The 14,614-nt window shown below is 52.0% G+C and carries 11 protein-coding genes; 1 reads left to right on the forward strand and 10 read right to left on the reverse strand.

The genetic code is table 11. The annotated features are described in order from the left end of the window. Nucleotides 1–54: 54 nt before the first annotated feature. From hflX to nnr, 7 genes are all read right to left on the reverse strand, one after another. A complete protein-coding gene (gene hflX / locus A0G03_RS18435; RefSeq protein ID WP_048262543.1) occupies nt 55–1,335 on the reverse strand; it encodes a ribosome rescue GTPase HflX in 1,281 nt (426 codons plus the stop codon). A 94-nt stretch (nt 1,336–1,429) separates the two neighbouring features. Next, complete coding sequence (gene hfq, locus A0G03_RS18440; protein WP_048262546.1) at nt 1,430–1,729, reverse strand: RNA chaperone Hfq; 300 nt, start codon at nt 1,727–1,729, stop codon at nt 1,430–1,432. Nucleotides 1,730–1,972: 243 nt separating this feature from the next. After that, nucleotides 1,973–2,908, reverse strand: coding sequence for a tRNA (adenosine(37)-N6)-dimethylallyltransferase MiaA (gene miaA, locus A0G03_RS18445; protein WP_048262548.1), 936 nt, complete (start codon nt 2,906–2,908; stop codon nt 1,973–1,975). Next, nucleotides 2,901–4,925 carry a DNA mismatch repair endonuclease MutL gene (mutL, locus tag A0G03_RS18450; protein ID WP_048262551.1) on the reverse strand — a complete coding sequence of 675 codons (2,025 nt, stop codon included), beginning with the start codon at nt 4,923–4,925 and terminating at the stop codon, nt 2,901–2,903. The genes miaA and mutL overlap by 8 nt, the downstream gene beginning before the upstream one ends. A gap of 51 nt (nt 4,926–4,976) precedes the next feature. Continuing rightward, entirely contained in the window at nt 4,977–6,647 is a 1,671-nt protein-coding gene (amiB, locus tag A0G03_RS18455; protein ID WP_048262553.1) for an N-acetylmuramoyl-L-alanine amidase AmiB, read from the reverse strand. Continuing rightward, nucleotides 6,644–7,126: a tRNA (adenosine(37)-N6)-threonylcarbamoyltransferase complex ATPase subunit type 1 TsaE gene (gene tsaE / locus A0G03_RS18460; RefSeq protein WP_048262555.1), complete on the reverse strand. Its 483-nt coding sequence runs from the start codon at nt 7,124–7,126 to the stop codon at nt 6,644–6,646. The genes amiB and tsaE overlap by 4 nt, the downstream gene beginning before the upstream one ends. Nucleotides 7,127–7,145: 19 nt before the next feature. Continuing rightward, nucleotides 7,146–8,699 carry a bifunctional ADP-dependent NAD(P)H-hydrate dehydratase/NAD(P)H-hydrate epimerase gene (gene nnr / locus A0G03_RS18465; protein WP_198528826.1) on the reverse strand — a complete coding sequence of 518 codons (1,554 nt, stop codon included), beginning with the start codon at nt 8,697–8,699 and terminating at the stop codon, nt 7,146–7,148. Nucleotides 8,700–8,844: 145 nt separating this feature from the next. Between nnr and queG the strand changes: the two genes are divergently transcribed. Then, a complete protein-coding gene (gene queG, locus A0G03_RS18470) occupies nt 8,845–9,984 on the forward strand; it encodes a tRNA epoxyqueuosine(34) reductase QueG (protein WP_048262560.1) in 1,140 nt (379 codons plus the stop codon). 523 nt (nt 9,985–10,507) lie between these two features. Here queG and ahpF read toward each other — a convergent pair. From ahpF to A0G03_RS18485, 3 genes are all read right to left on the reverse strand, one after another. Next, nucleotides 10,508–12,070 carry an alkyl hydroperoxide reductase subunit F gene (ahpF, locus tag A0G03_RS18475; protein WP_048262562.1) on the reverse strand — a complete coding sequence of 521 codons (1,563 nt, stop codon included), beginning with the start codon at nt 12,068–12,070 and terminating at the stop codon, nt 10,508–10,510. Nucleotides 12,071–12,216: 146 nt separating this feature from the next. Continuing rightward, the gene (gene ahpC, locus A0G03_RS18480; protein ID WP_048262565.1) at nt 12,217–12,780 is read right to left on the reverse strand and encodes an alkyl hydroperoxide reductase subunit C; all 564 of its coding nucleotides are present in this window, start codon (nt 12,778–12,780) and stop codon (nt 12,217–12,219) included. Between the two features lie 110 nt (nt 12,781–12,890). Next, nucleotides 12,891–14,540 carry a DUF4153 domain-containing protein gene (locus A0G03_RS18485; RefSeq protein WP_048262568.1) on the reverse strand — a complete coding sequence of 550 codons (1,650 nt, stop codon included), beginning with the start codon at nt 14,538–14,540 and terminating at the stop codon, nt 12,891–12,893. Nucleotides 14,541–14,614 lie beyond the last annotated feature (74 nt).

The following is a 14,614-nucleotide window of genomic DNA, read 5'->3' on the forward strand; positions in this document are numbered from 1 at the left end:
TCAATATCCCAGAGTCCGTCAGACTATTTCGCCGTGCAGACTGTTTTTTGCCTGTCAGACAATATAGTCCATCAGTTCCTGCTCTTTTTTGCAGAGGCGGCGCCAGTCAGCAATCGGCATACGAATAACCAGACCAATTTGCCCATCCTCTTCAATCCATTCTTTTTCTATTGCCTGAAGCTGGTAAAAACGACTACGCAAGCGTCCTGCCTGCGGGGGAAGGTGCAAAGTATATTGTGCGATTTCCCCGGAAAGCCGCTCAGTCAATGCCTGAAATAGCAACGCAATACCGTCACCAGTCTGTGCTGAAAGCCAGACTCGTATCGGTAGATTCTCTTCGTTGCGATCGATACGCGGAACGAAATCATCCAGCATATCAATCTTGTTCATTACCAACAGCGCAGGTATTTCATCCGCCTCGATTTCCGCCAGTACGTCATTAACCGCGTCGATATTCTCGTCAAGACGAGGATCGGCGGCATCAACAACATGCAGTAACAGTGAGGCCTGACGTGTTTCCTGTAATGTAGCCTTAAACGCAGCCACCAAATCGTGGGGTAACTGCCGGATAAAACCTACGGTATCCGCCAACACTGTATCACCGACATCATCCACTTGAATGCGGCGCAATGTTGGATCCAGTGTGGCAAATAACTGATCGGCGACATAGACGCCCGCCGATGTAATCTTGTTAAACAGCGTGGATTTACCCGCGTTGGTATAGCCCACCAGCGAAACGGTGGGAACATCGGCGCGAACTCGTGACCGACGCCCCTGTTCACGCTGTTTTTCTACCCGTTCGAGACGCGACAGTATCTGACTGATACGGTTACGCAATAAACGACGGTCGGTTTCAAGCTGGGTTTCACCTGGGCCGCGTAAACCGATACCGCCCTTCTGGCGTTCAAGGTGCGTCCAACCGCGAACCAGTCGGGTCGCAAGATGGCGCAGTTGTGCCAGTTCCACCTGTAATTTCCCCTCGTGAGTACGCGCACGCTGGGCAAAAATATCTAAAATCAATCCGGTACGGTCGATCACCCGGCACTCGCACAAACGCTCTAGATTACGTTCCTGAGCAGGCGTCAGCGCGTGATCAAACAGCACGACAAACGCGCCAGTTTCTTTTACTGCCTGAGCAATTTCTTCGGCTTTACCTTCCCCGACAAAATACTTGGGGTGAGGCGCCTTGCGGCTACCGGTCACAACCTGCAAGGATTCAATACCGGCAGAAGAAACCAGAGATTCAAACTCCAGCAGATCTTCAGTATCTCTATCTTGCGAGAAAAAAACATGAACTAATATGGCCCGTTCACCTGATTCATAACGGTCAAACAAGCGAGTAACCTCTCAAACGAGCAAAAAACACCACAGCGAAGGAGCCGAGCGATGCGTCCAGCTCTCCCGCGCCGTGGTGAATTGACAATACGCCTTATTCGGCGTCATCAGCATCCTGCGACGACTGCTGAGCAGTCGTGTTACTACCGTGATAGTTGTTGCTGCCGCCTGGATTGTTGCTATGGTGAGAAACTGGGCGAGAAGGAACAACTGTAGAGATGGCGTGCTTATAAACCATCTGGCTGACCGTGTTTTTCAACAAAATCACGAACTGATCGAAAGATTCGATCTGACCTTGCAACTTAATACCGTTCACCAAATAAATCGAAACCGGAACACGTTCACGACGCAAAGCGTTCAAGAACGGATCTTGCAAAGATTGCCCCTTAGCCATTCTATATTTTCCTTATTTGTATGTTGTTTGTAACAAAGAGCCCAACGGCTCTAAAATAACGGTGTAAAAAACTTGCACGCTGAGACTCACCGATTGTACACAATCACTCAACCTATGCACTAACAACCTGAACACTCGTCATACTTCAAGTTGCATGTGCGTTGGCTGCGTTCACTCACCCGAATCACTTACCTGAGTAAGCTCATCGGGACTCATTCCCTTGCCGCCTGCCTGAAACTTGAATTATTTAAAGTGTATTACCTTGTCCAGTGCCTCAGTCGGTTTTTCGCTATCCAGCCAGCACACATCATCCCAACCGCGCAGCCAGGTCATTTGCCGCTTCGCTAACTGGCGCGTCGCACAAATTCCCCGATAAACCATCTCATCGTAATCAATTTCACCGGATAAATATGACCACATCTGGCGATAACCAACGCAACGAATAGAGGGCATATCCGTATGAAGGTCTTGCCGGGCAAACAATGTCCGAGCTTCTGTCTCAAAACCCGCCGCCAACATCTGGTGAAAACGCTGTTCAATCCGCTGATGCAACAATTCACGCGTCGCCGGGGCGATAGCAAACTGATGAACCTGATAGGGCAGCGCGTCGCCAGACGTTTTTGTCAGTTCAGTTAAAGTGTTACCTGAAACGAAAAAAACTTCCAGTGCTCGCGAGAGTCTCTGCGGATCATTTGGATGAATCCGAATTGCTGCAACCGGATCGATCTCACTAAGCTGCCGATGCATCGCTTCCCAGCCGATTTCTTTTGCCTGTTCTTCAATGCGTTGACGCACTGCGGCATCGGCTGACGGCAAAGGAGAAAGCCCCTCTAACAGCGCCTTGAAATACAGCATCGTCCCCCCCACTAGTAGAGGGATGCGACCGGCAGCGGTAATGTCCGCCATTTCACGTAGCGCATCGCGGCGAAAATCGGCCGCAGAATAGGACTCCGTCGGATCGAGAATGTCGATTAACCGATGCGGCGCCAGTGCCAGCTCTTCCGCACTCGGCTTCGCCGTCCCAATATCCATATCTTTATAGATGAGGGCGGAATCTACGCTAATCAACTCTACCGGCAAATATTCTCGTAACGTCATCGCCAATGCCGTTTTTCCTGACGCCGTCGGCCCCATGATAAAAATAGCGGGCGGCAACGACGCGTTTTCTACATCATTCATGCTTTAAAGCCTGGATGGCATCATGGATGTCCATCATATATAAAAGTTCAGACGGCGGCGTTTTCGCTAGTTGCGGACAAAGCCGCTCGACATCCGCCAGTAATTGTATGGCCTGAGAGTGGCTCCAGTTTTCCTGATCACTCTGCAATCGCGTTGCCATCCACGACGCCAATGCGCCAGCATCCACCTGCTGTGTCTCAACCGTCTGATAGTCGGCCAGATAGCCTATCAGTTCAGAGATCAAGTTTTGTAAATTTTGTTGGCGCAATGGTAAAGGTACGGCACGCAATGTGGCACGTTGTGACTCAACCAATACATCAATACCAAAACGCGTCAGCAAAGCGTGGTGGGTAGACAAGACGTTCAATTCAGATTTACTCAGCGTCAGCCGCTGAGGAATCAGTAACGGCTGTGCTCGCAGCCCCTCGTCGGAGGGCGTCAACTGCACGACTTTCAGATAACGTTCGGCAACGGGAAGCGACAGCATCGCTAATCCCTTATGGTACTCCAACAGCGCATAGCACGGAGGATAAACCGTGAGAACCCGTCCAAAGCCGCTCGATTGGCTTTCAAGCGGTGACTCAACTGGCGCGCGCTGTTTGTTATTACTGGTTGCGGTGTTCGATGCGGTTCGAGTCGCGGATACGTCATGCAATACCGTGGATGGCACAACCACGTCCGACGACATAACGCTATTCGACGGTACAACTCTACTCGCTGGTACAGAAGTGCGCTCGCCGGACAGCGGTGTATTTGCTCCGTTATCCGTTGGTTGCAGCAGCGCCTTATACAGATCGCCCTGCTGTTTCTGATACGGATTCTCTGGCTGATAGCCGGAATAAGCAGATTCTCGCGCCTGACCGGAATGGCCTGTGCGGGGTGTTTTCCCGCCATACGATGGAGAATTATCGGTACGCGGCGGCTGGGCAAAATGGTTTTCGCCTGCGGCAGGACGATTTTCCTGCTGCCATTGCACGGGCTTCCCTGTCTCTGGCTCGGTCATGCCAAGCCCCGGTGCAGAGGCCTGCTGTAGAACGGACATCACGGCCTGATAGATGAAATCATGTACCAACCGCGCCTGATGGAACCGCACCTCATGCTTGGCGGGATGAACGTTGACATCCACCTGATGCGGGTCGATCTCCAGATACAAAACATAGGCAGGCTGCTGCTCGTCGCTAAGCTGATCCTGATAAGCCTGCCGGATAGCATGATTAATGAGCCGATCGCGCATCATGCGCTGATTCACATAGCAATACTGCATATCCGGCAGCTGTTTCGCACCAACCGGATCGGCGACCCAGCCATGGATAGTGAGATCGCCATGTTGCCATGACACCGCGAGCGCATGTTGTAAGAAGGTCGCACCACAGATACTGCCTAAACGGCGTTCATACTGATTTTTATCCGGTGCTGCACGATACTGCCGCATCAGCTTACCGTTATGATGCAGCGTGATGGCGACATCGAAACGTGCCAGTGCAATACGGCGCACGACCTCATCAATATGAGTGAATTCGGTTTTTTCCGTGCGCATAAATTTACGACGGGCGGGTGTGTTGTAAAACAGATCCAGCACTTCCAGCGTGGTGCCCACAGGATGGGCGGCTGGCTTGACCGTCACCGCCATATCGCGCCCTTCGGCGTAGGCCTGCCAGGCCTCAGATTGTTCGGCAGTGCGCGATGTCAGCGTTAAACGGGAGACGGAACTGATACTCGCCAGCGCTTCGCCGCGAAACCCCATGCTAACGATCGCTTCCAGATCGTCGAGCGTGGCAATTTTACTGGTCGCATGACGCGCCAGCGCCAGCGTTAATTCATCCTTTCCGATGCCTGAGCCATTGTCACGAATGCGGATCAGCTTCGCACCGCCGCGTTCTATGTCGATATCAATTCGGGTCGCCCCTGCATCCAGACTGTTTTCCACCAGCTCCTTCACGACCGAAGCCGGACGCTCAACCACTTCTCCGGCGGCAATCTGGTTAGCCAACTGCGGTGGCAGCACCTGAATCGGCATGGCGTATCCCTCTTACTATCCTCAATCTATCGACATCGTCAGCATGAAGCATCAGGCGGACGGTATAATCAGCGTTTGCCCCAGTTGTACCGAACCAGAACGCATATTATTCGCCTGTTGGATCTCTTTCATACTGACACCGTAACGCGCAGCAATCGCACTCAGGCTATCACCCTTTACGACCTTATGCTTCACCGGTACAGCCTTTTTGGGCGCAGGCGTTGATGCAGCCTGCTTCATCCCTGTCGCCGGAATATTCAAACGCTGTCCAACCCAGACGATGTCTTTATTCAGCTTATTTACGTCACGCATAGCCGCGAGGCTGACACCATAACGTCGAGCAATGGAAGAAAGTGTTTCGCCACGTGCGACGGTATGACGCGTGCTGCCCGCACTCGCTTTCGCCGTCGTTACATCGCTGCCCGATGTCGCTGTATCATTTGCCGCCGACTGTAGTGGGCGGCTTTCCTGCTTTGGGAGGGATTGCATCGGGTGCGTCTGGAAGTACCCCCTCAGCCCCTGATAAATCGCATTGGCGATTTTTTCCTGATAGTCGTTACTCCCCAACAGCCGCTCTTCCGAGACATTGGTGATAAACCCGGTTTCCACCAGCAGAGAAGGAATATCTGGCGAGCGTAATACGCCTAGGCTTGCGTGCTCAGGGCGTCGTTTATGCAGCCCCCCGACGCGCTGAAGCTCACGCAGTACCTTAGTCGCAACGTCATACCCGACACGCTGGGAGTGGCCAAATTGCAGATCCAAAACCGCCTGACTGAGATAAGGATCCGCGCTGCTGTTCGCTAACAGATCGCCTGCTCCCCCCAACAGTTCAGACTGTTTTTCATGCTGTTCCAGCCAGGTTGCCATCTCGCTATTCGCACGACGGTTGGACAGCACCCAAACAGAGGCACCTTTGGCATTACGGTTCGGTGCAGCATCCGCGTGAATCGACACTAACAGGTTCGCGCCCTGCTTACGCGCCACATCCGAACGCCCCATGACGGAGATAAAGTAGTCGCCATCGCGCGTTAATACGCCTTTAAAGGCCGGATCGTTATTCAGTAAGGTTTGTAACTTACGAGCGATAGAGATAGTGACATTTTTCTCCCGCAGCCCGTTCGTGCCAATCGCCCCAGGATCTTGCCCCCCGTGACCAGCATCAATCGCCACAACAACCCGTTCATTACCCTGTCGGGCTGGTACTCGGGTAGATGAAGAACTGCTATTTACGACAACAGTCGGTTTGTTGGTAAACGGATTCTTTGCCGGTTCTGCTGGCGCACTATTTTGCTGCCGTGCAACAGGAGGCGCTGAGGCTTGTACCGTTTTTGCTTTATCACCGGTGATGGTGAAAACAACAACGTATCCAGCCCCTTCTTTTTGCGTAACCGCTCGCGTCTTGGCTGCCTGAGTCAAATCCAGCACCAGACGCAGGCTTTGTGCGTCCTGAGCGTTGCTGGTGCGCACACGCTTAATCAGATTTTGTCCGCTGAAATCCAACGGTAATCCCTGAATGACACCAGTCTGACGAATATCGATGACCACTCTGGCAGGGTTGCTGAGAGGGAAGAAAGCATAAATAGGCTGACCGCTAAAGCTCAGACGCACCGTGGCCTGGCCTGACGCGTTGTCCACTTTGATATCCGACAGATTAGCCGCCCACGCCGATCCTGCCAGCAACAGCCATACGCCGATGAACAGTTTAACCATACGACTCATCATGATTCTGTTGTTCCTGGCTGAAGAGAAAAACGTTGTAACATCGCGTCTCCCGTCGCGGAGACAGCAAACAGTTCAGCCTGTCGACCCTCATCCTGATAGCGCAAATGCAGCTCGATATCCGCATCGGGCAGCACACCAGCCCCCTGCTGCGGCCATTCAATCAGACAAATGGCATCTTGCGTCAGATAATCGCGGATCCCCATGAACTCCAACTCTTCCGGGTCGGCCAGTCGATAGAGATCAAAGTGATAGACAGCCAGTGGGGATAATGCATAAGGCTCTACCAGCGTATAAGTGGGGCTTTTGACATTGCCCTGATGACCACGCGCCTGTAGGAATCCACGACTAAACGTCGTTTTCCCTGCACCGAGATCGCCATAAAGGTGGATAACACAAGCACCGTCGCAGGCTTTCGCCAGCGCCGTGCCTAATGAAATGGTTGCTGCCTCATCCGGCAGAAGTAAGACTATTTTTTTCATTCTATTGTTCTAAGAATATCTACTGTTCTAAAAATATCGGCTCTGGAAACATCCGCTCAGGATTCACATAGCGGAACAACACAGGCAATAAATCGGTTGCCAGCATACCTCGGGTGCCGCGTCGCGTCGCCAGCCAGTCGGCCGCCGCACCGTGTACGACACACCCTGCACAAGCAGCATCATACAGCGAGAGCTTTTGCGCCAGCAAACCACCAACGATACCTGACAGCACATCCCCCATGCCACCTGTCGCCATGCCAGGGTTTCCCACATCAGCAATCGCGATCTCTGCTTGCTCGCTGGCAATCACCGTTCCCGCACCTTTTAATACGACAACACCGCCATAGCGTTTTACCAGCTTTGTGGCCGCAAGTAAGCGATCACTTTCAATATCAGACACGCGGCAATTCAGTAAACGAGCAGCCTCGCCGAGGTGAGGTGTCAGCACGCGATTCTGCCGCTTATGTGGATTGATTGCCAGCAGGTTGAGTGCATCCGCATCCCATAACATGGGTTTGTTACAATTTTCTGCCAAACGCAGCGCGTTTTTAGCCCATTCATCCTGCCCTAAACCCGGCCCAATCACCACGACATCAGCCCATTCCAGCCCCTGTCGCAGCGTATCTGTCGTTAACTCTTGCACCATCAACTCCGGTCGAACCGTCAGAAACGCCGATTGATACTGTTTGTGAGTAAGTACTCGCACCAAGCCTGCACCGCTGTGTAGCGCCGCATCAGCAGCCATCAATACCGCACCGCCTAAGCCAGCGTTGCCACCTACCACCAGCAGCCTGCCGTTATCGCCTTTATGTTGTCCGGCTGAACGAGGCGTCAGCCATTCGGGAAGTTGCGCCGCAGTCAGTCGCCGTATCGGCGCGGTTTGGCCGTCCAGCCATGCTTCCAATCCTAGCGAGTGATAATGGAGTTTCCCAACCTGCTCACGGGCGCGGCCAGTCAGTAGCCCCGGTTTCAGCGCGATAAACGTCACCGTCTGCGCCGCACAGATCGCGATGCCAGCGCAGGTGCCAGTTTCAGCATGTAAGCCAGAGGGAATATCCAGTGAAATAATCGGAGCGGGATAGGCATTCGCCTGTGTAATTAACGTGGCATAGGGTACGCGTGGCGCAGCGGAAAGGCCGGTTCCCAGTAAGCCATCAATAATGAGATCGATTCCTTCAGGCCACAGCACATCAACATCATCTTGCGCACTCACCTCTTCAACACGGCCGCCTTGATCCAGCCAGCGCTGCCGAGCAAGATTAGCATCAGCAGGCAGCGGCTTATCGCTGGTGCAGGCAACAACATCCACCTCCACACCCGCCGCCAACGCCAAACTGGCGACCACATATCCATCGCCACCGTTATTGCCGTGTCCAGCGAGCACCCGCCAGCGTCGGGCAGACGGGTAGCATTGGCGAGCCACCTGAAATACGGCTTCTCCCGCACGCTGCATGAGTTCCCACAGCGAAAGCCCCGACTCGCTGGCCGCTCTGGCTTCTTCACGCCGCACCCACTCGGCGTAAAACACCGAATAAGGCAAATCATCCTCTCGTTTCCGATCGTGACTCGTCATTATTTGCTCTTAGTTTTCATGACAATGACTTAAAATTAGCAAGCAACTTAAACGACCGCCAGCATTCCGCACATCTCAGCAAACATCGGCTCTGCAGCGCAGATATGGTAACATCAGCACGTCTTGTTTATTTCTGTGGCTCATCATGTCATACCCCTACGATCTCAACGAATTAGCGCAATACATCAAACAATGGGGACAGGCATTGGGATTCCAGCAGGTCGGCATCTGCGACACCGATTTGTCCGCAGAAGAGCCTCGACTTCAGGACTGGTTGGATAAGCAATACCACGGAGAAATGGACTGGATGGCACGTCATGGCATGCTGCGGGCGCGTCCGCACGAACTGCTGCTAGGCACACTCCGCGTCATCAGCGTTCGTATGAATTATCTTCCCGCCAAAGCGGCATTTGCGAGTACTCTAAAGAATCCAGAACTCGGCTACGTTAGCCGTTATGCGCTGGGTCGTGATTACCACAAGCTATTACGTCAGCGTCTGAAAAAACTCGGCGACCAAATTCAGGAATACTGCGGTGAATTGAATTTTCGCCCATTCGTCGATTCTGCTCCCATTATGGAGCGTCCTTTAGCTGCAAAAGCCGGGCTTGGCTGGGTTGGTAAACACTCACTAATTCTTAATCGAGAAGCAGGTTCCTGGTTCTTTCTCGGTGAGCTGCTGATCGATTTACCTCTGCCCGTTGATCGACCTCAAGAAGAGCAGTGTGGTCGCTGTGTCGCCTGTATGACAACCTGCCCAACCGGCGCAATTGTCGCCCCTTACACCGTCGATGCCCGCCGCTGCATTTCCTACCTGACTATCGAATTGGAAGGTCCGATACCCGAAGAATTCCGTCCGCTGATGGGCAACCGCATCTATGGTTGCGATGACTGCCAGCTGATTTGTCCGTGGAATCGGTTTTCACAGCTCACCGACGAGGCTGATTTCAGTCCGCGTGCTGCGCTGCATACGCCGGAGCTGCTGGTATTGTTCGGCTGGAATGAAGAGAAATTTCTGCGGATTACGGAAGGATCGCCGATCCGGCGCATCGGGCATCTCCGCTGGCTACGCAATATTGCTGTCGCACTGGGAAACGCACCCTATCAGGATAGCATCGTGCTGGCACTGCAAACCCGTCTGGGTGAAAGCGAATTGTTGGATGAACATATCCACTGGGCAATTCACCAGCAGTTGGAACGCCGCGCGTCACTGGAAATTGATGTCCAATCCACGCAGAAAAAACGACTTGTTCGTGCAGTAGAGAAAGGATTACCGCGCGATGCGTGAGCCGCTCAAATGGTTGTCATCAGTTTGTCGCACGCGCTGTGAATAAATAAAAAAAACCGTTGCCAATCAACTGTCACAAAAAGTACAAGCGATCGTTATGGCATTTTATAAGTAAAATTTATGAATAGATATCAATAAGATACTCTACAGCGTTTTATCAATAACATAGCGTGATTAATAAATAACCAACAGACAGCCTGTGGATAAGTCTGTTAAGAAGAATATGATGTTTTGTATTAACTGATAAAAAATGATGTGAATTGAGGTAACGCTAGCGCTCGAAATACGGTGCTGTGTAGAGAGTAAAAAACGAGCCACAACACAAAGCGGACGGCATTATGAATTTCTTATTGTCTCTTGGCAAGGGCTGAGCTCTAATTTTTACGATCAAAAGAAAAGTTTTACGATAAAAAGCAAAAAACGCGGCGATGCCTCTTTTATGAGACACCGCCGCGCGGAAAGTAAAGATCGTCGTCAGAGTCACAGGAGAGAGACGAATTTTCCCCTCTCCTATAGACCGATATTACGCACGAGTTCTGATTAGATAATCAAATGCGCTCAAAGACGCTTTTGCTCCTTCACCTGTCGCGATAATGATCTGTTTGTACGGCACCGTCGTACAGTCGCCAGCAGCAAAGACACCTTTCACGCTAGTTTCACACTTGGCATCAATCTCAATTTCACCGATGCGGTTTCTGGCGACGGTACCTTCCAGCCAGTGGGTGTTAGGCAACAGGCCAATTTGCACGAAGATCCCTTCCAGCGGTAAATCGTGTACCGTGTCGGTAATACGATCTTTGTAGCTCAGCCCCGTGACTTTCTGCCCATCGCCTTTCACTTCTGTGGTTTGCGCATTCAGAATGACGTCAACATTCGGCAGGCTGCGTACCTTCTCCTGCAATACCGAATCCGCTTTCAGTTCTGGTGCAAACTCAAGCAGCGTGACATGTTTCACTACGCCAGCCAGATCGATAGCCGCTTCTACACCGGAGTTTCCCCCACCAATCACCGCAACGTGCTTACCTTTAAACAGCGGACCATCACAGTGTGGGCAGTACGTTACGCCACGCGTACGATACTGATCTTCACCGGGTACATTCATGTTTCTCCAGCGCGCGCCTGTCGCAATGATCACGCTACGTGCTTTCAGCGTTGCGCCGGATACAGTAATCACCTGATGCGGTTTACCCGGTTCGCCGCCGGGAATTAAGGCTTCTGCACTCTGTGCGTCGATAACGTCGACATCATAGTCGTCAACATGGCTTTTCAACGCGGTCGCCAGTTTGGCACCTTCCGTTTTTGGGACGGAAATATAGTTTTCAATATCAACGGTATCCAGCACCTGACCGCCAAAGCGTTCACCGACCAACCCAGTGCGGATCCCTTTGCGCGCCGAATAGACCGCTGCTGCCGCACCTGCTGGGCCGCTGCCGATGATTAACACATCATAGACGTCACGCTGGTTCAGCTTTTCAACCTGTTTAGCCCCCGCACCAGTATCAATTTTAGTCACAATCTCAGCGAGGCTCGTCCGCCCCTGACTGAAGTGTTCGCCGTTCAGGAAAATGGTGGGAACGCCCATAACATTACGGCTTTGAATCTCATCCTGAAACACACCGCCGTCAATCGCGGTATGGGTGATATTTGGATTCAGAACCGCCATTAAATTCAGCGCCTGCACCACGTCCGGACAGTTGTGGCAGGACAGCGAGTAATACGTTTCAAAGTGGAACGAGCCGTCAAGATTGCGGATTTGATCGAGTAATTCTTTCGCTTCTTTCGACGGATGACCGCCCACCTGCAATAACGCCAGAATCAGGGAGGTAAATTCGTGTCCCATCGGCGCGCCAGCAAAACGCGGGCCGCTTTGGGAATCTGGATTGGTAATCAGGAACGAAGGCTTACGTACTGAGAGATCGTTCCTTTCAATAAAGCTTACCTGATTAGACAACTCGGCGATCTCGGCCAGCAAGGTTCTGACTTCAGCAGATTTAGCGGAATCATCCAGAGTCGCAATTAACTCAACAGGTTTGGTCAATTTTTCCAGATAGGCTTTCAACTGGACTTTCATCGTATTGTCGAGCATCGGTCGTCCTTAATTAGGCAAGTTGGTACAAAGGCAAAATCGTGTAGCATGCTGGCCCGAAAAGAAGCCGGGCCATAAAAATCGGGTGCATTGCACCCGACAAAAATAGCCATGTTTTCCACAGCTATGTTTTCCGTGGTGTTAGCTTAGATTTTGCCAACCAGATCCAGAGACGGAGCCAGCGTAGCCTCGCCTTCTTTCCACTTGGCTGGGCACACTTCGCCTGGGTGAGAAGCAACGTACTGAGCTGCTTTCACTTTGCGCAGCAGGTCAGAGGCATCGCGGCCAATACCTTCAGCCGTGATTTCTACTGCCTGGATGATGCCCTGTGGGTCAACGATGAACGTACCGCGATCGGCCAGACCTTCTGCTTCACGCATGTTTTCAAAGTTACGCGTCAGTTGACCCGTTGGGTCACCGATCATGGTGTATTTGATTTTGCCAATGGTTTCAGAGGTGCTGTGCCACGCTTTGTGCGTGAAGTGGGTGTCGGTGGAAACAGAGTAAATTTCCACGCCACGCTGTTGGAATTCGTCGTAGTAGTCAGCGACATCACCCAGTTCGGTCGGGCAGACAAACGTAAAGTCAGCCGGATAGAAGAAGAACACGCTCCATTTGCCTTCGATGTTCTTCTCAGTCACTTCGATGAATTGACCGTCTTTGAAAGCCATGTTTTTGAATGGTTTAACTTGGGTATTAATTACTGACATCACTTTATCCTCATGTGTTTTCGCATGTGGCTAAAGTACAGAAATGTGATCGCTATCACCAATCCGTTGTCTTTATCGAATCAATAAGTAATACCTAACTTGACACCGAATCAGGGATACGTGATTTCCATATTCTGGTCGCCGATTCTGACGGTCTTGAAGCGCGGCGTAACAACCTCAACTTCACCGTCCTTAATCAGCTCAATCAGGTGCTGCGTACTTATAGTGCCAAACAGGTTGGCTGCAATCTGCCAATGTCCTTTTTCATCGCGAGCAAGGATCTTGCCACCGCCCCCCCAGCCAGCCCGAGGAAAAATGAGCACTTCGTTATGGCCATCACCTGTCAAATCAATCGCAAAGAGCAGGCAAGCCTCCTCTCGGCATCGGTTACCCAGATTGTTGCCCTGCAACATGCTTTCGACCCCGTCTTCCAACGGCCCCACCCATTCAACCTGAACAGGTCGCACTTTTGCCGCTCGCCCCTGCAACCGATCTCGCAGTGCCTGACGCCCTGCCGCATCCAGTATTTGGTCTTGCTCCACTTCTTTAGTCAGCCAGGTTAACTGCTTCCTGCCTGCCGTTCCCAGCCCATCGCGCAGCGCCCACAGATCGAACTCATCGACCGGCGTTTTTCCACTAAGCAAGCGCTGAACCTGATTTCTCGCGCTAAACGCCTCTGGGTTTAACAACGGCGTATGCAGCAATATCGCCAGAACGCAAATGACGGCAGCGAGCAGCGGATTGCTCATGCGCAAGTGCCCCAACCAAACATCTGAGCGACGAATGACGGCCCATACCATCGCCAGACTGTAAAGCATCACGACTGCCACCACGAAGATCGACTGAAAGCGGAAAGGGGTCAGACCATACTGTTCGATGCGCAGCCAGCTGGAATAGCCCGCCAACGCGACCAAAACAGGCAGACACAGCACGCTGACACTAACCAGCACGCGCAGCATCGTCGGATAAATGCGCCCTTCGTTATCATCCTGGGACGTGCAGTTGATCAAAAAGAGATTCACACCCACCAGACACAGCAGAATGACGGTGGAACGACCGGTATTCCATATTGGCTCAAGGCCGCTAAAAGGCAGCGTTAAGGTGAAAACTACCGTAATCAGCGCACTAAACGGCAACAGGAAACGGCACGCCGATAACAGGATCCCACGCAGCAACCCAATCACCGCTTCCTTGGTCATTCCGATATACATGCCGATAGAAAACACCACCGGCAAGAGCAGCATATAGAATCGATAATGACCGAAGACTTTATTAACCTGCGGGAAACCCAACATGTTAAACAGCATGCCGCACAGTACGAGCAGCAGCACGACTACCAGCACTAATAGCCAGGCCAATAGCACAGTAAAAATAGCGATCCAGGCATGTTTACAGAGTGCTTCATAGGACGGCCATCGCCCTTCCTGAGTTGGCCAACAGCAAATAAACGTACAGCCGATATAACCGAGAAGGATGCCACACAATATCCAGGAATCCAGCAGCCGGAATAACCCATTTTCATAAAGAACCCAACCGCTGATTGCAGTCATCAGCACGGTTAGCACGCTGGCCAATAGCCACGTCTTTTTCAAGAGGAGAGTACGTTCCAGTAATTGCAGACTGATTCCGCCAACCGTCGCCATCGTGATCAACATTGCCTGAAGAACGCCTTCCTTCATTTCCAGCGCGGCAACAAGCAAAAGCCCCTGAAGCAGGCCAATAACCAGATAAAACGTTAACGATGGGGAACGGACAGGCATGGCAAATCCTTTTGTCGATAGCAGCAAATGAACGACCTACTTTAGCATCGAATTTATGTAACTTGAGTGAATAG

This window comes from Pectobacterium peruviense (genome assembly GCF_002847345.1).
GTDB classification, from domain to species: domain Bacteria; phylum Pseudomonadota; class Gammaproteobacteria; order Enterobacterales; family Enterobacteriaceae; genus Pectobacterium; species Pectobacterium peruviense.

Coding starts and splice junctions, on each gene's coding strand:
- hfq (WP_048262546.1), bottom strand. CDS start 1,729: ATGGCTAAGGGGCAATCTTTGCAAGATCCGTTCTTGAACGCTTTGCGT.
- miaA (WP_048262548.1), bottom strand. CDS start 2,908: ATGAATGATGTAGAAAACGCGTCGTTGCCGCCCGCTATTTTTATCATG.
- mutL (WP_048262551.1), bottom strand. CDS start 4,925: ATGCCGATTCAGGTGCTGCCACCGCAGTTGGCTAACCAGATTGCCGCC.
- amiB (WP_048262553.1), bottom strand. CDS start 6,647: ATGATGAGTCGTATGGTTAAACTGTTCATCGGCGTATGGCTGTTGCTG.
- tsaE (WP_048262555.1), bottom strand. CDS start 7,126: ATGAAAAAAATAGTCTTACTTCTGCCGGATGAGGCAGCAACCATTTCA.
- nnr (WP_198528826.1), bottom strand. CDS start 8,699: ATGACGAGTCACGATCGGAAACGAGAGGATGATTTGCCTTATTCGGTG.
- queG (WP_048262560.1), top strand. CDS start 8,845: ATGTCATACCCCTACGATCTCAACGAATTAGCGCAATACATCAAACAA.
- ahpF (WP_048262562.1), bottom strand. CDS start 12,070: ATGCTCGACAATACGATGAAAGTCCAGTTGAAAGCCTATCTGGAAAAA.
- ahpC (WP_048262565.1), bottom strand. CDS start 12,780: ATGTCAGTAATTAATACCCAAGTTAAACCATTCAAAAACATGGCTTTC.
- A0G03_RS18485 (WP_048262568.1), bottom strand. CDS start 14,540: ATGCCTGTCCGTTCCCCATCGTTAACGTTTTATCTGGTTATTGGCCTG.